This window comes from Ornithinibacillus bavariensis, from assembly GCF_050433565.1.
Taxonomy (GTDB): Bacteria; Bacillota; Bacilli; order Bacillales; family Amphibacillaceae; genus Ornithinibacillus; species Ornithinibacillus bavariensis.
In genome coordinates, this window is sequence record NZ_JBNPWZ010000002.1 from 46,358 (window position 1) to 65,654 (window position 19,297).

General features: G+C 36.4%; 14 protein-coding genes. 9 read left to right on the forward strand and 5 right to left on the reverse strand.

Annotation, left to right across the window (positions count from 1 at the left end):
* Positions 1-37 precede the first annotated feature (37 nt).
* Together HNR27_RS04135 and HNR27_RS04140 are read left to right on the forward strand one after the other, a co-directional pair.
* Positions 38-1,696 (forward strand): ribonuclease J, encoded by a 1,659-nt coding sequence (locus HNR27_RS04135; protein WP_429338864.1) that lies wholly within the window; start codon positions 38-40, stop codon positions 1,694-1,696.
* Positions 1,697-1,975: 279 nt separating this feature from the next.
* The gene (locus tag HNR27_RS04140) at positions 1,976-2,533 is read left to right on the forward strand and encodes a GNAT family N-acetyltransferase (protein ID WP_429338865.1); all 558 of its coding nucleotides are present in this window, start codon (positions 1,976-1,978) and stop codon (positions 2,531-2,533) included.
* A 28-nt stretch (positions 2,534-2,561) separates the two neighbouring features.
* Here the strand turns inward: HNR27_RS04140 and HNR27_RS04145 are convergent, their stop codons facing one another.
* Positions 2,562-4,205 carry a glutamate synthase-related protein gene (locus tag HNR27_RS04145; RefSeq protein ID WP_429338866.1) on the reverse strand — a complete coding sequence of 548 codons (1,644 nt, stop codon included), beginning with the start codon at positions 4,203-4,205 and terminating at the stop codon, positions 2,562-2,564.
* 476 nt (positions 4,206-4,681) lie between these two features.
* On the reverse strand, positions 4,682-7,792 hold the full coding sequence (locus HNR27_RS04150; protein ID WP_429338867.1) for a GNAT family N-acetyltransferase: 3,111 nt from the start codon (positions 7,790-7,792) through the stop codon (positions 4,682-4,684).
* Positions 7,793-8,511: 719 nt separating this feature from the next.
* On the opposite strand from HNR27_RS04150, the gene HNR27_RS04155 reads away from it, so the two are divergent.
* The 3 genes from HNR27_RS04155 (at position 8,512) to HNR27_RS04165 (ending at position 12,765) form a co-directional block, all read left to right on the forward strand.
* Positions 8,512-9,207, forward strand: coding sequence for a copper homeostasis protein CutC (locus HNR27_RS04155; RefSeq protein ID WP_429338868.1), 696 nt, complete (start codon positions 8,512-8,514; stop codon positions 9,205-9,207).
* 143 nt (positions 9,208-9,350) lie between these two features.
* Positions 9,351-10,832 (forward strand): amidase, encoded by a 1,482-nt coding sequence (locus tag HNR27_RS04160; protein WP_429338869.1) that lies wholly within the window; start codon positions 9,351-9,353, stop codon positions 10,830-10,832.
* 757 nt (positions 10,833-11,589) lie between these two features.
* The gene (locus HNR27_RS04165) at positions 11,590-12,765 is read left to right on the forward strand and encodes an MFS transporter (RefSeq protein ID WP_429338870.1); all 1,176 of its coding nucleotides are present in this window, start codon (positions 11,590-11,592) and stop codon (positions 12,763-12,765) included.
* 42 nt (positions 12,766-12,807) lie between these two features.
* Here HNR27_RS04165 and HNR27_RS04170 read toward each other — a convergent pair whose 3' ends face one another.
* Complete coding sequence (locus HNR27_RS04170; RefSeq protein WP_429338871.1) at positions 12,808-13,332, reverse strand: CueP family metal-binding protein; 525 nt, start codon at positions 13,330-13,332, stop codon at positions 12,808-12,810.
* A 263-nt stretch (positions 13,333-13,595) separates the two neighbouring features.
* On the opposite strand from HNR27_RS04170, the gene HNR27_RS04175 reads away from it, so the two are divergent.
* The gene (locus HNR27_RS04175; protein ID WP_244853241.1) at positions 13,596-13,877 is read left to right on the forward strand and encodes a hypothetical protein; all 282 of its coding nucleotides are present in this window, start codon (positions 13,596-13,598) and stop codon (positions 13,875-13,877) included.
* Positions 13,878-14,108: 231 nt separating this feature from the next.
* On the opposite strand, the gene HNR27_RS04180 is transcribed toward HNR27_RS04175, so the two are convergent.
* Together HNR27_RS04180 and HNR27_RS04185 are read right to left on the reverse strand one after the other, a co-directional pair.
* Complete coding sequence (locus tag HNR27_RS04180) at positions 14,109-15,875, reverse strand: beta/alpha barrel domain-containing protein (RefSeq protein ID WP_429338872.1); 1,767 nt, start codon at positions 15,873-15,875, stop codon at positions 14,109-14,111.
* Positions 15,876-16,017: 142 nt separating this feature from the next.
* On the reverse strand, positions 16,018-16,779 hold the full coding sequence (locus tag HNR27_RS04185) for an SDR family oxidoreductase (RefSeq protein WP_429338873.1): 762 nt from the start codon (positions 16,777-16,779) through the stop codon (positions 16,018-16,020).
* 154 nt (positions 16,780-16,933) lie between these two features.
* Here HNR27_RS04185 and HNR27_RS04190 point away from each other — a divergent pair, with 154 nt between their 5' ends.
* The 3 genes from HNR27_RS04190 to HNR27_RS04200 are packed head-to-tail and all read left to right on the forward strand — an operon-like array spanning position 16,934 to position 19,229.
* A complete protein-coding gene (locus HNR27_RS04190; RefSeq protein ID WP_212918996.1) occupies positions 16,934-17,542 on the forward strand; it encodes a TetR/AcrR family transcriptional regulator in 609 nt (202 codons plus the stop codon).
* Positions 17,527-18,231, forward strand: coding sequence for a response regulator transcription factor (locus HNR27_RS04195; RefSeq protein ID WP_212918997.1), 705 nt, complete (start codon positions 17,527-17,529; stop codon positions 18,229-18,231). The genes HNR27_RS04190 and HNR27_RS04195 overlap by 16 nt, the downstream gene beginning before the upstream one ends.
* Positions 18,228-19,229, forward strand: coding sequence for a sensor histidine kinase (locus HNR27_RS04200; protein WP_429338874.1), 1,002 nt, complete (start codon positions 18,228-18,230; stop codon positions 19,227-19,229). Before HNR27_RS04195 ends, HNR27_RS04200 begins: the two co-directional genes overlap by 4 nt.
* Positions 19,230-19,297 lie beyond the last annotated feature (68 nt).

Consider the following 19,297-nt stretch of genomic DNA (forward strand, 5'->3'; position numbering starts at 1 on the left):
TACTAATTTAAAATTACAATCTGGGGAGGTTTTACTTTTGGGAAAACTATTATCAGTTTTTGCGCTTGGCGGATTAAATGAAATTGGGAAAAATATGTATGCTATCGAATATGGGAATGATATTGTACTCATTGATTGTGGAAACAAGTTTCCAGATGAGGAGTTATTAGGAATAGATTTAATAATCCCGGATTTTTCTTATCTGGAAGAGAACAAGGAAAAGATACGAGGATTAATAGTTACACATGGTCATGAGGACCATATTGGTGGGGTTCCATATTTCTTAAAGAAGATTAATGTTCCTGTTTATGCTACGCGTTTTACACTAGGAGTCATCGAGATTAAGCTAAAAGAACATCGGATATTAAGGGAAAGCACGCTTTATGAAATTAATTCTGAATCAGAGGTCCAGATTGGAGAACTAACCATTAGCTTTTTTAAAGTGAATCATAGTATCCCAGATTGCCTCGGAATTGTTTTTAATACTCCAGAGGGTACTATTGTACACACCGGTGATTTTAAATTTGATCTGACTCCTGCGAATCAGGAACGGCCTGATATCCACAAAATGGCTGCTATTGGCAATAAAGGGGTACTACTGCTGCTGTCGGAGAGTACAAATGCAGAAAGACAAGGTTTTACCCCGTCAGAGCAGATGGTTGGTGAAAACTTAGTAGGGCTATTCATGAAAGCAAAACGGAAAATTATTGTATCAACATTTGCATCTAATATAAGTCGTGTTCAGCAGATAGTTCAGGCTTCGGAAAAAACGGATCGAAAATTAGCACTTATCGGCAGATCAATGGTAAATGTAGTTAATGTGGCCATAGAACGAGGGTATTTGACGGTTCCTAAGGGGATGCTAATTGAACCGAAGGAAACGATGGAATTACCTCCAGAGAATGTAACGATATTATGTACGGGAAGCCAAGGAGAACCAGGTGCTGCACTTAGTCGTCTTTCCACTGGAAATTTTCGTGATGTAGAAATTCTTCCGGAGGATACGGTTATTCTTGCAGCTGGACCAATTCCCGGGAATGAAAAGAATATATCTACGATAATAGATAATCTTTATCAACTGGGTGCACATGTTATTTACGGTTCTGGGAGTAGCTTTGGGTTACATGTTTCTGGTCATGGTTACCAGGAGGATCTGAAGCTAATGCTTACACTTATGAAGCCAACTTATTTTGTTCCAATACATGGTGAATATCGGATGCTACATCATCATCGGCTGCTCGCAGAGGCTATTGGTGTAAAGAGAGAAAATATATTTTTGATTAATAATGGTGATGTTATTGAGGTTGAAAACAAAATTGCCCGTTCTACCAGAACTATTCCGGTAGGTAGTACCTATGTGGATGGAATCGATGTTGGGAATATGGAATTTGTTTTACGAGATCGAAAGCACATTTCTGAAGATGGGTTGCTCATGATTATTTTACCAATGAGTAAACCAGATGCAAAAATGCTCGCCGAGCCGGAGATAATTTCTCGTGGTTTTGTTGATAATCATTTCTCAGAACTTCGTAAAGGGATGATAGGTATTATAACTGAAACGATAGAGGAGCTTCATGCAGAGAATCGATATTCTTGGAACACTAAGAAAAAGCAAATCAAAAAGTTAATCAGCCAGTATATAAGAGAAAATACACGAAAACGACCAATGATTGTACCTATATTAATTGAGATTTGACGTAGGGAGTAGTAAGAGTCACTCCTTGGAATATGTCATTTGCTGCCGAAATACATGTATGGCAATTAATAGAATGAATACGTTCAAATGTTAATTAGAGGGAAGAATTAGTCGCCTCATCGTAGAAGTGAATTCATCCCTCTTTATTTTCCTATACAGAAGTTGTTTGTTGAACAAGAAATAGAAGGGTATAATAAAATTAGTGGTAAAATTTTAAATCTTTTGTAATAAATAGTGATTTATAATGTTGGATGATTCTGTATTAAAGGAGTAAATGATATGGTTAATTTAAAACATAAACCAATAATCGAAGGGGAGACAGTTATTTTAAGACCATTTAAAATGAAAGAGGATTTTCCATTTTTAGAAGAGTGTTTACAGGATTCAGAAGTTATAAAGCTAACCGGATCTACAGATGACTTTGATAAACAAGAAGTCTGGGATTGGTATAATACTAGAAATGAGCAATTAGACCGTTTGGATCTGGCTATTATTGATAAAACAACTGAAAACCTAGTTGGTGAGGTGGTAGCTAATCTGTATGATGAAGCGGAAAATAGTATGAATTTCAGAATTATGATTGGGCCAAGAGGTAGGAATCGTGGTCTTGGGACAGAAGCAACACAACTAATGGTTAATTACCTATTTCAGCATACAGATATAAATTTTATAACATTGAGTGTATTTGCTTTTAACCCTAGGGCGAAAGCAGTCTATGAAAAAGTTGGCTTTGTATTTCATAGTATTGATGAGAAGGATTTAGAATATGAAGGAGAATGGATTGATTCCATCAATATGAAGTTAACTAGGGATAATTGGATGAAGAAAATATGCTGAAATTCGGGGAGTGACAGGCACTCCCCTTTTAGCTGTTTACAAATTCTCGTACTCTTTCAATTGCGTTTTCTACACTCTCTGTGGCTTGGAATTGTTCTAGATTGAGCGTGTTAGAGAATTTTTTCACATCGTTATCTGACTTTCTTAACGTGATATGCTTTAGATTAAATTTTGTAGGTGAGTCTATACCACACGATGCTCCGAGCATGAATAAACCTTCTCGCATAGTAGTTAAATAATTGGCCGTGCGGAATCTTTTTTCCTCAACTGCTAATCCTGCTTCAAGATGTGGTAAATGTGAGGTAATCCCAACTGGACAAAGATTCGTGTGGCATTTTCCAGCATTAATACATCCCACCGTATTCATTGCAGCTCTTGCAACATAGATTAAATCTGCTCCGAGAGATAGTGCGGTAGCCATTTTATTTGCGGTAGCTAACATTCCAGAAGCGATTATTTTGATATTGTCCCGTATCCCATATCTACGTAATGTTTGATCCAATATTAGAATACCAGAGAAAATCGGTAAACCAAGTCCATCTGCCATTTCCTGATAGGTAGCCCCAGTACCACCTTCTGCACCATCAATTGATATAAAGTCTGGTGTGTCACCAGTCTCTTTTATATGAATTGCTAGTTCATCGAAGGAGTGATCATCACCGGCAACTACCTTGATTCCTACAGGTTTTCCAGTAATCTTCTGCCAGTGGGTGATTAATTTAAACAAACCTTCCATATCTGAAAACAATGGGAATCGATTCGGACTTTCTACATCTTTCCCCATCTCTACTCCTCTTATCTCGGCAATTTCTTTTGTGATCTTTTCTTTAGGCAATTTTCCACCACGAACCTTTGCTCCTTGCGCAAGTTTAATTTCAATTGCCTTAACCTCTGGACGGAGTGCATTTTTTAGGAAAGTTTCTTCACAGTATTTTCCATCCTTCCGTGCGCCGAATAAGCCAGAACCTACTTGGAAGATTAGGTCTGCTCCTTTTTCTTCTAGAACCCCTTTTTCAAGTAGATCTTGAACGGTTACTTTAGCATGATCGCCAAATTTTTTTTCAAGCTCAAAATTAGAAGCGTGCGGATATTCTTTTATATACGAAAAAATCTTCCTACTTAATCGCTCTGAAGGCACCATAGCTCCTTCGACAATGCGGTATACCTTTGAAAGATGATAAGGGGAAATACCACCTTCCCCAGTATTCATAAAGCTTCCCCCACTAATGGCTACCCCTTGAGATAACGCTTTCACTGCACTTTTGGAAAGAGCCCCATAGCTCATAGCAGAGATTCCGATTAGACCTTTTACTTTAAACGGATGTTCACGTTCTCTTCCAATAACAACACTATCGTCTTGGGTTAAGTGCCATGGCTTGATTATCTTTTGGTTTCTTTTTTCTTTTCTACTAGTAATGGACTCATTTATTATTTGATACGTGTATGTAGTGATAGGTGAAGAATTATCAACCTGTAACTCATCAACATTTAACGGAAACATGGAATTAGATAAATAGAAGTCTGTTTTACTAAAATCCTTCTTCGAACCGAACCCAATTACTGTGTTAGCATATTTACCAGCTTTTGCAATTGTTTCCTGTGTATCCCGGTCAATAGGTCTACCTTCCTTATCATTTAAGAACCAATATTGCCTGAACTCGGGACCAATCATTTCAAAAATGTACCTCAGTCTGCCTAACAGTGGATGTGTTTTTAAAATTGAATGCTGATTTTGATACTTGTCTTTAAGATATAAATAGATAAGAAGTAATATTAGACCGTAAAATAAAATAAAAGGCAAAACCTTTAAAAAGGAAATAATGACTGACAGACAAAACACCCCATCTCGGAAAATTTTAAGATAATTACCAACTCTCATTGTATCAAAATTATTTAAAAAAGGAAGAGGTGCCAAGCACTTCTATCTTTTTGTCATTTATTGTCGAAACGGGGATGTGTAACAGTTCCCTATGAAAGAATAGAAACCGCCTGAAATAATGAATGGTACTAACCTCCGAGGTAGAGTAGTATATCTAACTTTCGGTGGTTAGTACCATTTCATATGCTTCTATTGTTTTGTGAAATAATTCCTACTATTAATTCGTATTGAGAATTAAAAATAAAGAATTCAACTCGACAACGTTCAAACTACTTCAGGAATTTTTCAGTTCCAAAACAAATCTGTTCTAGATCCTGTTGTGCATCACTTGCAATTGCTTCATCAGTAAAAATATAGAAGCTTGGTGTAGTGAATTGTGTTTTGCCCGATGGGATTGTTAGTTTTTCTTCATTAGCATACAGTAATACTTCTTTATTTATATATGCTTCTCGATTAGATTTTTTCGAATTAGAAATGACGTGTAACTGTTCGTTACGATTTTTACAGCCAATTAGGATATTGCGTTCTACAGTGAAGTCATTTTCATCCTTACCGGCGACTAACTTAGTCCAATTACCAGCTTGATTTTGGAATTTTGCCCAATTATCCTCTATGGTAGCTCCTGGCATAAAGAATCCATCTGTTATCCATGCTTTGTTGTTTAAGAGCTTCCCAGTCTCTTGCTGAACTTCAGATACATGGCATAAGACCGGAGTACCTGGTAACGTGAGAAAGTACTGATGAAACTTCAGCCCTTTGTAATCGTCATTCTCTACAATGGAAGTAGACAATTTAATGCCTTGCCAATGATTCCCTTTGTTATCTATTAAGCTAGTAAAGCTTGCTATTGTTTTCTCCTTTGCAAGGGAATAGGGCCTGATAGCAGCTAATCCACTTGTTATTCCTCCAGACCAAGGATTCCACCATAATTTTGGTCCGGGATTAGGAAATGATGTATTTAACCATTCATGACCTTGGTAGCTTAAGGAATGTAGTGCTGGGAAAAAATTAGGTGAGGCTTTGAACTGAATAACCCCATTATCTATTTTCCATGTTTCTAAACCATTTTCTTGAACAATAGCTTCTTTCAGCTTACTATTCAATGAGCGAATAACTACTGTTTCCCTTTCAACATTAGCAGCATCTAGATTTGCTTTAAGCTTTAGTGTTGAAATGGATGGCGATTTACTTAAGTCTATTTCTGTAACCCATTTTGTATGTTGTTCTTCACGATTAAACTTGGCAGTTGCTATATCATTTTCAGAACGAAATAGGGAAATTGCCAATTCACCATGTAAAAAATTGGATTTATAGTCAGTAACCTGAATAACTGCTTTTTCCCCTTGAACAAATGGATTAGAATTCTGTAATGAAATATTTAAATGGTCTATTGTTTTTTCTATAGGGTTATTATTAGATTGCCTTGCAAAAGCTCGAAAGCTCTCTAAATCATGGAATGCCCCAATTGAAAAATAATGCGAATTTGTTCTAGCAATGCTTCTTTCATTAATGTGTCCGAGATTATGCTCAAAATAGCTAAACCAGTTACCAAAGTGTATGCTATCATTTTCGTGCCAGCACATTCCAAGCGGATTACTATCCTTTTTAACAAAAATCCAATTCTCGCTAACCTGTTTTTCATTCCAATAGTGATACGAGTTACCAATTGAATCATCCAATTCAATAATCTTCCCACGATAAGGGATTAATGCTTTTTCTAAATCAAAAATAATGGATTGGCTGAACCATATCGGTTGTTCGATTGGAACATCTAATGAATTCTCTACCTCATAGTAGTTTTCAACAAGACCTTCACCGAATAGCTTTATTACATAATGTAATTGGAGACCTGGAAAAGCTGTCAGTTCGTACGAGATTTTCGCTCCGATATAGCCCATTCCCTCAAAAAATTCTTTTGCAACTGGTTTTGCCTTTGAAATTTCTTCTGAATATGGCTTACCGACTTTAGGTGTCATTAGAACAATTGCTTCATCATTTTTCTTTCGGCCTATTTGAATAGTGTTCCCATCTTTTATGAGAGAGGCAAAATATTGACCATTGAACAATTGAATTCTATCCTGGTCTTCTCCATGAAACCGTGCACCAATGCCTCTTAATGGAATCCCAATTTGTTTGTTAAAATGAATTTCTTCACCGTTTTCTTTTATTGCTTTAAGCTCCAGCTTCGCATCATAGTAGCCATGAGACTTCGTTACAAATTCAAATGGGATTGATATTCTTTCCTTTGCTTCTAATTTAGTAGCAAATTGCTGTGATTTTAGATGGATAAGTGGCGATTCAGGAAACACCATCTCGAATTGAACTTTTTCTGGAAAGTTATTTTTTAGGTCTAAATAAAAGACGTTTTGTTGATCAATGAATGATAAATCTTCAAGCACATGAGCTTCTAGCTGGGCAGGATATTTCGGTAATATACCCACCTTAAAGATTGCCTCTTTTCCATTGATATGAACAGTAGCTTGCACAGCTGGATGTGTGTGAAAGGTATTTTGCTCTTCATCAATTGCACCAACATAGAAGGTACCAATAACTTCTTCCATACCCGTAACATCCATTGATTTTTCAAGTTTAAAATCTATATTCTTGTCGTTTACACCATTTAATGATACATGAAGAGGTTTACCTGTTTTGTTTTCTATTTTATAACGAATAGAATAGTGTTCGCCAAATACGAGCTGATGTTGATCGACATGCGCAGAAATTAAATAATCATCTGTTTCAATCAGACGAATTCCCCTTCCAGTGCGTTCAAATTCAATCCGAAGTTGTGTTTTTTCTTTTTCCCATAAGTATTCATAGTAATGAAAGTCGTTTTCTACCCTACCATCTGGCTTCACTTCAATTTTTCTAGTACTAATATCATACCAATTAACATCATGGAAGAAATCTTTCACTGCCTCTGTATGTAATACCGTTGGCATGAAATTCATTAAATGTGTCGTATCGTCTCTATCCTCCCAGAAGAATCCGCATTTTTTATAGAGAGGAACAGCTTTTGTATTCCCAGACCATGTATATAAATCAAGTCTTGGCCATTTTAAGTCGATTGTTTCCTGTAATGCGGTTAAGAGTAATTTCTTCCCAATTTTCTTTCCATGGTAATCATCTCGAACGTTTAAAAGTGGAATATATAATGCGCCTTCATCATCGCGATATTCACTAAATCCACAATATCCAACAACCCTTTCTCCTTCTAGAGCAAGGAATGTGTGAATATTAGTTGAGTTCCTTTCACGGTGTAGAATCGTTTCCTCTGTATCTACGGTGTTTGCTCCACCCCAGCCATCTCTACTATGGTTCCACATATCCGCAACCTTTGCAGCGTAACTGTCATCGTATTTGATAATCTTGATGTCCATTGTTTCATCTCCCTTTACCTTCAGAATTTCAAATCTGATCGATTCTTCAATCATACTAACTATTGGAAAGCATGGCAGAGAATAAGAGTACTATGTTACTAAAATACCTTTCTCTTTCTACCAATACATGGTTAATTTTCTACCAAAAAAAGAACCATTCGTAATTGGAATGGTCCTTTAAATGAAAATACATATTTCTACTAAAATAGCCACCTAAAGTAGAGTAGAAAATAAAAAACCATAGAATATATCATACATTCTATGGTCTATAGTCAGTAAAATTTAAATAAACTAAACAGGTTTAACATGACACATAGGTTGTATGAAGCAAATAATTAAATTTAGCCATTTTGATCACATTATTAAACTTAACCATAGCATACAACCTCCCGTTAAATTCTGAATATTTTATCCTCTATTATTATATAGAATGTTTTTACTTTTGTAAACCCTAATATTTTTGTATGTAGCTTGGGTTTGACGTATCATATAAGAAATTAAGTAAGCTAGAGAGGAGATCTACACTTCGGGTTATTACATAAAATATATTGATCTAATCAGATATTTCAACAGCTTTTTGAAGATAAGGTCAGGCTTCTTCATCATTTGTTAAAGTGATTATTTCCTAATACGTTAGAAAATGGCACATGTTAATAGGATGAATAGAGCCCTCCTTAAAAAAGTGAAGTAAAATATAAAATTAGAAAAGTGGGGTAAATATGTTACTTGAAGTTATTGTTCAAACAGTAGAAGAAGCAATAGAAGCTGAGAGGTTAGGAGCTGACAGGCTTGAATTAGTTTCTGGTATAGGAGAAGGAGGACTAACCCCTAGTTACGGAACAATTAAACAGGTACTAAAAAGTGTATCCATACCAGTACAAATTATGATTCGGCCACATAGCTATCATTTTCATTATAGTTCTAGTGACTTAGATACGATGTATGAAGATGTTAATAACATAATTTCGCTTGGAGGTACTGGTATTGTATTCGGTGCACTCCACAAAGATAACACAATCAATGAGGAAGCATTGAAAAATATTATTCAACTCTCTCCAGAGTTAGACATCACATTTCACCGTGCATTTGATGAGGTGTCTTCCCAAGAGGCTGCTTATCTTATCCTAAATCGATTCAAACAAAATGTTCGTCGTATTTTAACTTCAGGTGGGAAAGCAAATTGTGAAGACGGGAAGAACAGCTTAAAAAGATTAGTTGACTTATCAGATAGACTTCAAGGTCCTAAGATTCTGCCAGGATCAGGACTAACGAGTACTAATATCGAATGGATTCATCAAGCTGTAGGTGCAGAGCAATATCATTTTGGAAAGTCATTGCGAACGGATCAATCCTTCGCAAAGGGTTTTGATAAACTAGCATTTGATAAAATAATTAAATTTAAATCCTCACAGTAATTGCCTAAATCTAAACTAGATTTGGGCTTTTCTATTTTGCGTACAATTAGTACTTAATTCATTTATGGTAAAATAGATAACAGTTATAAGAAAATTCATGCATTTAAAAGTGTAGGGGTTAGAGATGTTAGGGGGAAGATATTGTGTTTGAATATAAAAATTATGATGCTCTTGGACTAGCAGAACTAGTAAAAAATAAAGAGATAAAGCATGAGGAGGTCCAAGAAGCTGCTATTCAGGAAATTGAGCAAAAAAATCCTAAGCTAAATGCAGTTATTTACAAAATTTATGAACATCAGGAGGAAGTCGAAGCATTCGAAACTGGAATCTTCTCCGGAGTTCCAGTCCTAACGAAAAATATCTCTCAGGAATCAAAAGGTCATCCAATGTCAGAGGGTTCGAAGGTACTAGCTAATTTCATTGCTAATGAGGATAGTGAGTTTGTTCGTCAGTTGAAGGGCACTGGTGTGACCATCCTCGGTCAGACAAATGTTCCAGAATTTGCACTGATGGGGACTACAGAGCCTAAACATGATGGACCTACAAGGAATCCTTGGAACATTAACTATACACCAGGCGGATCAAGTGGTGGTTCAGCAGCTGCTGTAGCTTCAGGTATGGTTCCTATTGCTGGTGCTAATGATGGAGGGGGATCAATTCGGATTCCTGCAGCCTATTGTGGAATCTTTGGATTAAAACCAACTCGTGGTCGTACGCCGGTTGGACCAAAAAGGGGGCGTTCGTGGCAAGGTGCTTCTGTTGACCATATTCTAAGTCGTACGGTCCGTGATAGTGCTGCAATGCTGGATCAGTATCTATATGACCGAACTAATGCCTTTTATGCGCGAAAATATACCGAATCCTATTTACTTGCTTCCGAGACACCAATTAGACAGCCATTAAAAATTGCCTTTACCACCTTATCACCATTAGGCTCTGCTGTTGATGCAGCATGCAAGGAAGCAGTACTTAAGACGGTTAAGCTCCTAGAAACAATGGGGCATATAGTCGAGGAAAAAGTAGCCCCAATTGATGGCAAGCGATTAGCAAATAGCTATATGATGATGTACTTTGCAGAGGTTGGATCTACTTTTCGTGCCATTGAAAGTATAATCGGTAGGAAAGTTACATATAACGATGTAGAACCAGCAACATGGATATTAGGTTTACTAGGTAAGGCTGTATCCTCAGAGGAGTTTTTAACAAGCTTAAAGTTTTGGGATGAAGTAGCCATAAAAATGGAATATTTTCATGATGAGTACGACTTCTATCTTACACCGACAACTGCATTTCCCCCTTCTCGATTAGGGGAGTTAGACCAGACTAAATTAGAAAAAATGCTCATCCGAATCGTTGGAGGTCTAGGGTTAGGTGGAATATTGAAAAAGTCAGGATTTGTGGACCAAGTGGCACATAAAAGTCTTATGCGAACCCCTTTTACGCAACTAGCTAATTTAACAGGGCAGCCAGCTATGAGTCTTCCACTGCATCAAACAGAGGACGGTCTTCCTTGTGGCGTACAAGTGATGGCTAGGAGAGGACGAGAGGATTTGTTATTGCAATTAGCAGGAGAATTAGAAACAAGTGATTACTGGATTAATGTACAGGAAAATCCATTCTACTAACTATTGTACAGTTTTGTTTTTTTTTATAGCAAATGGACACCTTAAAAAGAAACAGAAGGATGAAGAGGTGGGGTTATGTATGATATCTAGAAAACATTTGCTATTTAATGTTTTACTGCTTGTTGTTCCGTGGCTATCAATTTTATTTCTTGGTAAATACCATATTAAACGTTTTTCAGTTTCAGCGATTTTTATTGTTATATTTGAGATAATAAATCATATTTATGGTCATAAAAGAAAGTGGTGGAAGTTTTACGATAAACCTAGATTCTTTTTAAGGGACGAGTTACCCTTTAGTATTGGTCCTTACATGCCCATTTCGTTATGGATACTAAAATATTCATTTGGTAACTTCAAGAAATTTGTACTGTTTAATGTAATAGCTGACGGAGTCTTTGCTTTTTTAATTATGAATTTTTTAAAGAGGCTTAAAATCGTAAGACTGAAACGTTTAAGTAATATTCAGTTTTTTATTTATTTACATTATAAATGTTATCTATTATACGGAATTCAATACTTGTATGAGAAATTTAAAAGACTGCGTTATACAATGCCAACATCCTAGAAAGGACTGTTTGATGACGGAGAGCATTAAATTACTTTGCTAATGCTCACGTCTTATTTTTTTATTTAAAGTAATGCTTTTTGTTTCTAACTAGAATACCTGTCTTCTTAAAAATCTATCTTCGTTAATCTGTTATTTTTTTATTACTAGGTTTACAATGGACTTGCAAGCATATACAAGGGTGGAATTATCTTGAAGTTGAATAAAGTACTACCTATTTTATTTTTAATTATGTTCCTAGTTATGGTTGGTTTTGGAATCATTATTCCCGTTCTTCCATTTTACGCTGAGGACATGGGTGCTACACCTACTGAGCTTGGCTTGTTAATGGCAGTCTATTCACTGATGCAGTTTTTATTTGCCCCTATGTGGGGACGTATTTCCGATCGTGTTGGCCGTAAGCCAGTAATGATAATTGGTATTTTTGGGTTATCTTTATCCTTTTTCTTATTGGCGATTTCCACAAGTTTGTGGATGCTATTTGCTGCTCGCATAATAGGTGGAATCCTGTCTGCAGCAAATATGCCAACCGTACAGGCTTATGTCGCTGATATTACAACAGAGAAAGATCGTGGAAAAGGTATGGGAATAATTGGTGCAGCTACAGGACTTGGTTTTATTTTTGGGCCAGCAATTGGTGGTACGTTTACAAATATTAATTTACATACACCGTTCTATATTGCTGGGACAGTTTCCTTTGTTACTCTAATATTTGTATTATTTAGCCTAAGGGAATCATTAAATCTTTCAACAAGAGCAGTAGTCCAAAAAAGAAAAAAGTCATGGAATAAGGTTTCAAATGAACCATTAGCCATGCTGTATTTTCTACAATTTTTTATATCTTTATCATTATCTGGCTTAGAAGCAACCTTTGCTTATTTTGCGGCAAAGACAGCAGGTATGGACTCTGTATCATTAGGCTATGCTTTCATGATTATGGGATTTGCTAGTGCTACCGTTCAAGGCTCTATGGGTATTTTATCTAAAAAATATGGAGAAGCGCTAGTCATTCAAGTGGGAATTTCCATTTCGGTAATTGGGTTTGGTTTAATTCTATTCACACATAATTTTGTAACGGCGGCTATTTTTCTAGCTGTTTTTGGTATAGGAAATGGTGTTATTCGACCAAGCGTATCTTCTTTATTAACAAAGAAATCAAAAATTGGCCATGGTGCCACGACTGGATATTTATCGTCATTTGATTCGTTAGGAAGAATTATTGGGCCTGTATTAGGGGGCTATTTATACTCAGTAAGTATTGGGCTACCGTACATTTCTGGAATGTTCTTATCTATAATGGCTTATATTCTTTTTCGGGCTTACCTATCAAAAGTAAATAAAGTAATGGACTTTCAAGCACGAGGCTAAAGCAGAAAATGCACCTAGAATTATCTGGGTGCATATTTAAAATTAAAGTAACTGCATCGTTGTAATACATGTATTGTCGTTTTCAAAGGTGGAAATAGTGGACTCGGCAGTTTTTCCATTATATCCAATTTTTACTTCAAATGTCTTATCTCTTGGTAACCATAGGTCAATGAAGCCATTTTGAAGTGATGCCATTTTTTGATCAACAATAACATTTCCATCATCATCCTCAATAAAAACCTCAAATTCCTTTCCAGCTAATTCTCCTTGACAACCTGTCAAGCTATGAATGGCACAAGGGTGTGTTTCATTTTCAAATGGTGCAATGGATACGAAAAATTCATTTTCTGGTAGGGCATAGGTAGTCTTTTTCTCTTCTTTGTCTGTTACAATAAGCTCAGTAGAAGTAATGGAAGCATCCACATCTTCATAGTTACCAACACTGTAGTCATTCACTAACTTTTTAATATCGTTCTGTGATCTATCCTCGTTTGATGTGCTGTCACTGCAAGCTGCTAAGATGGCGAAAAGTAAAATGCTCGTAATTGCCAGTAAACTCTTTTTCACTTATAGTTCAACTCCTATAAAATTATTTCATTTATACATGTAATCTTTGTATATTTTATCATAAACATATATCCAAAACGAATCTTCACAGAAATGTCATGAATCAAAATAAATGCATAAATCCATTTAAGGAAAAATGACTTTTGTCTTTAGGTTGTAGCCCAAGCAAACCCATGATTTTAGCATATTTTAAAAACGACTAGGTTAGTTGTCTATTGACAATTAGTCAATTGATTACTTGAAATATGGGGAGGAGAGAAAGTATGTATAATGATGGTAATTATCCTCAGGTTTGGGGAAGTGATGGAAGCTACCCACAGGTTTGGGAAAATGATGAGAGATTATTTGGGAGACGTCCGTTCGGATTTGGTTTTAGGCCGTTTGGATTTGGGAGGCCATTTGGGTTTGGATTTGGCAGACCATTTGGATTCGGCTTTGGCGCACCGTTTCTCGGAGGAGTTCTAGGTGGATTAGTGGGTAGTTCTTTAATTGGACCGTATGGGTATGGGTATGGCTACGGGTACCCATATTATCCTTATTGGTAAGCTAAAGTCCTTGCTATTTCAGCTTTAGACTAAGCGGAAAATAAGTAAATTTTTAAGTCTATCAACCATTTCAAAAGTTAACAAGGATGAATTGAAGTGAAGACCAGTTCAAAACGTCAATCCAATAGCTCTCCTATACTAGTATGAATAATAGGATTGTTCCACCAGCTGATTCATAATCAACAAACTAATACTGCACCCTGTCCAGCTTAAAAGGGTGCAGTATCTTTTTTACTCTTGCTTTCTAAAGTATGAGTAGGTAAGTATTAGACCGATTAAAAATAAAACGAATGCAATATAAGCAGGTAGTAGATGGATGAATGTTGTGTAGCCGATTGCAAAATGTATATATAATCCTGCATAAAATGCTGGTAAGCCGCCAATTAAATAGGTCAACCAAACCCATCGATTTCCTTGTTGAACTCCCCATAGCGACATAGTCAAAACTAATATGCCAACACTGAGTAAAGCACTACCAAATCCCGCTCGATCATGTGCTAATACCGGAAGTAAATTCTCGTTAAATTCTTGTAGCATTTCTTTTGGCATACAGATATAAGCTAAATCTGTAGACACGAAGATGCTGGTGACACCAATAAATGATATGATTACTCCACCCAAAACAAAGGAAAAACCTAAAAGTACAAATGCCAATTGACCATAGATGCCTCTCTTAAAAATTCTGTCATTTCTTCTATTCTTAGATGCGGGGGTACCTCGGATTCCTCGTGTTTTATACAAACCATAAAGGTAAAAAGGGAGTAATATAAGCCAGAATAGTAAATGCAGCCAATCAAAATAACCAAATCCAATGAAGGCAAATATACCAAGGAATCCAATAATAGCTGCTATATCAATGGCTTGCTTTGCCCACTTCAATCCCCATTTTACACCGTGCTTGGCGAGCTGCATATAGACTACTCCACCAGAAATCATGGTTCCAGCTAGAGTCATTCTGTCATGTGCCATAAATAGCATAATTCTGTCATTAAAAGCCCATATTGTTTGACGTTTCATATTAAGAAATATTTCATCATATGGGAGAATTATCGTTGTAATACTTAAGATAAAGGCAATGATTCCGCCAATTAAAATGGACAAGCCAAATAACCAATAAGCAAACCAGCCGGCTTGAGGAGAGGGGCGAATCGAAGAACGATCAACGAGTGCTTCATTAATCCTCTTTGGTAATCCAGGCCCTGCAAATATATAGCCATCTGTTAGCATTAACAAATTAGCCCCCGAATCTAAAGCTTGTAAGGCTTGTTCTGGTTCATAGATTCCTCCCGATGCTATAATGGTGCCATGATACCCCATTTTTCGTAACGATTTGATTTTCTCAACTAAACTACCTTCTTCAAATCTGTGCTCTAATAGTAATCCAGAAAAAGGACTATCTATAATCTCTTCATTTACTAGAGAGGTAACTAAAAATAGTGGTTTATTTGTTTGTTTTATAGTCTCTTTGAAATTTGCCTCTAAAATAAACCCATCTGCATAGCTATCAAGCTTCTTTAGCATATATACCACTTCATGATAATTGCCAGAAAGCCTAAAAAAAATTGGTTGTTTCTTTTTTAATTTCCTTATTTTTTTAACAGTCTCTTCGATTCCAATAGATTCTATTTTAGGAGGAAAGGATATTTTTTGGTTCGCTTGATCCACAATTGGACTAGTAAATTTTTCTGTCATTTCCATGGATATTGGCCCAATCTCAATAAAACCAAAGCCTAAATTAGTAAACGCCCTAGTTCCTGAAAGTAGTGGATCAATTTTACCAGATAAACCCACAGGATTTGGAAAGTCAATCCCATGTATTTCTTGTCGAATTAAAATAGAGCTTTCTTCTCTACCTAAAAAATTTATAATCCTAGGTCCAATCCCAAATGGGAGTGAAGCGATGCTATTCATTCCTTTGTGAATGAACTCCCTTGATATAGTTGGTGGTAATTTAAATAACAACGGTTTAAAAATTCCATGATAAGACCAATCCGGCATAAACATCCCCCTAGTTCAACCAGTTATCCTTATAGTAGCATGTTCATCCTTGGGTGTCAGTTCATGTTAAAAAGTGAAGGCTAAAACCGAAAAATCGTAGGACTTTTGGTTTTAGCCTTCAGCTAATCATCTTTAATTTGTATTAAAATGCAGCTGTCCAACCACCATCAGCTGTAATAACAGATCCATTTACAAAGCTTGATTCATCAGATGCTAAGAACAGTGCAACCTGGGCAATTTCTTCTGGTTGTCCAATTCGAGGAATGACTCCTTGTACAGGCTTTGTACGTTCCATACCAAATGGATTAACATTTTTCATCGAAGCGGAAATATTGGTTGCAACTGCACCAGGTGCTATAGCATTGCAGCGAATACCTTTTTGTGCATACATATAACCGGTATTTTTCGTTAAGCCAATAACAGCATGCTTAGATGCTCCGTAAGTCGCACCTGCATGGGCACCATTTAAGCCACCGGTTGATGCTGTGTTAATAATAACACCTGATTCTTTTTCGAGGAAAATCGGTATTGCTTTGCGCATCGCACGCATAACACCCTTCGTATTGATTTCAAAAATTAGATCCCAGCGCTCATCCATAATATCTGCAACTGGTTCGAATCCATCCATAATACCGGCATTATTAACTAAAATATCTAGTGTGCCAAATTTTTTTACTGCTGTATCAATCATATTGTCAACATCTTCTTGTTTGGCAACATTTACTTGAACAGCTATTGCTTCTCCATTATTCTCAGTAATTCCTTTAACTACCTCTTCTGCTCCCTCTAGGTTAAGGTCTGCTACAATAACTTTTGCGCCTTCCTTGGCATAAAGTTCTGCAATAGCCTTCCCCATCCCTGAAGCTGCACCAGTAACCACCGCTACTTTGTTTTTTAATTTCAACGTAATCTCCTCCTCTTAATTGAAGAAAATATTGAACACTTGTACAATAAAATTATACGTCATTACCACTAGTAGTACAAACAACAGAAAATGTAATAACCGTTAATTAATCAACGGTTTTTAAAAGAAGTGTATACTAATGGAGGAAAAAAATATGAAAAAGGATTTGCGAATTGTAAAAACACAGGCAAGTTTACGGCATGCACTACTAGCATTACTAAAAACGAAGCCTCTCGAAGCTATTACCATAGCAGAGCTGTGTCGCTTAGCTAATATAAATAGAGGAACATTTTATCTGCATTATAAGGATGTTCATGATGTATTTAAGCACTATCTAGAGGTTATCGTAAATGATTTAAAGCAGTCCTATGAGGAGCCGATTTTTAAGACAAATTATAATATAGAAAATATCCAAGCAGATATGATTAAAATATTTCATCATGTAAAGAAATACCAAGACTTTTACCAAATCATCTTTGATGAACGAATTCCAATGATGTATTACTATTTGTTTTTTGATACGGTCCGGTCATTCATGAAGGATTCTCTTACTAATGAAATCTTTATAAAGGAACAAGCGATAGATATAGATTATTTAATTAGCTATCAAACGAATGCAATTATAGGCATCATCATTGAATGGCATAAAGAAGGCTACAAGACATCTTTTCAGGAACTAAACCAACAGCTTATTGCGATTTTATCAATTCATAGCCCGTTTAGGGAAAGGATGAAGGAGGATGAAATATGGAAAAAATCATGATTGTGGAAGATGACTTGAAAATTGCCGAATATCTGCAAAACTATATTACGAAATATGGATATGATGTGACGCTAACAGAGAACTTTGAAAACTTGATGGAAGAGTTTCGAAAAGAACTTCCTGACCTTGTCTTATTAGATATTAATTTACCTAGCTATGATGGCTACTATTGGTGTAGACAAATCCGTAATGAATCGATTTGCCCAGTAATTTTCATTTCCGCTCGGACAGGAGAGATGGATCAGGTAATGGCACTAGAAAATGGTGGTGATGATTTCATTACGAAGCCATTTCATCCCGATATCGTCATGGCTAAGATTAGAAGTCAACTTCGACGTGCGTATGGTGAGTATGCCTCCAAACATGAAGAAAGAGTTTTAGTACAGGATGGTCTTCAATTATTTCCAGAGCGGTTAGAACTGCGATATGGAAAGGCTGTCGTAACATTAACAAAAAAGGAAACGGATATTATGGAAAGCCTGATGGATCGTTTCCCACGTGTTGCGGGAAGAGAGGATTTGCTTATTAAGTTATGGGACGACCAAGCATATATTGATGAAAATACACTGAATGTTAATATCACGCGTGTCCGAAAGAAGCTACAAGATTTGGGTGTCGAGGATGCTATTGAAACAGTTAGAGGAGCAGGTTATCGACTACGAATAACGTGGAAAGAGGCAAAGGGATGAAACTATTTTTGCGAGATCATGTTCTTCTTATCATGCTACAATGTGTTCAGTGTACCATTCTACCATTACTATTTTGGTTGGATGGGTATCGGAACATTAAATTAATTGGATATGCGGTATTTCTATCCTTCTTTTTATTTAGCTGTTTTCTAGTATATCGATGGTTTAGTCGAATGTATTATTATAAGCGATTGTCTAATCCAATCGATAGCTTAGATGGTTCCTTAGAGCGGACAGATCAAACGTCTATAGCAGAGGCACTTGATCAATTATTACGTTCACAATACCACCTATACCAAGAGGAGCTTCAGAGAGCAAAGGAGAGTCAAGAGGAGCATATTCTTTTTATGGACCGCTGGGTGCATCAAATGAAGACGCCTCTTTCTGTTATCGAGTTAACGGCACAAAGCATTGATGAGCCAGAATCGTCTAGCATAAGGGAAGAAACAGAGAGGATGCGGAATGGGTTGAATACCGTGTTATATATGGCTAGGCTTCGAACTATAGAGGAAGATTTTCAAATAAAGCCCGTTGTTTTATCGAAGCTTGTACATGAAGTGAACCAAGAAAACAAACGGTTTTTCATCCGAAGTGAGGTATACCCGCACCTTCAAGAAGATAAATTAGGGATTACGGTAGAGACGGATGAAAAGTGGCTTTTCTTTATGTTGTCCCAGCTCATTCATAATGCTGTTAAATATTCCTCTGGGAAGAGCAAGAGTATTATCATTTCACTATATGAACGAGCTGGAAAGGCAATACTAGAAGTGAAGGATTTTGGGGTAGGGATTCCTGTCGTAGACCAAAAGCGTGTATTTAAGAAGTTTTTTACCGGAGAAAATGGGCGGAGCTTTCGTGAATCAACAGGAATGGGACTTTATTTAGTGAAGGAGGTAAGTGAAAGGCTAGAGCATCGTATTGAGCTTGAATCTGAGGAAAATCGCGGTACTACAATCCGGATTGTTTTTTCTAAGTCACAAAACCTTACACCAATGTAAGGTTAATGAAAGCATAATCGATAGTTAGCCACTGTTGAGAAGGGCTATACTACATATAACGAGATAGA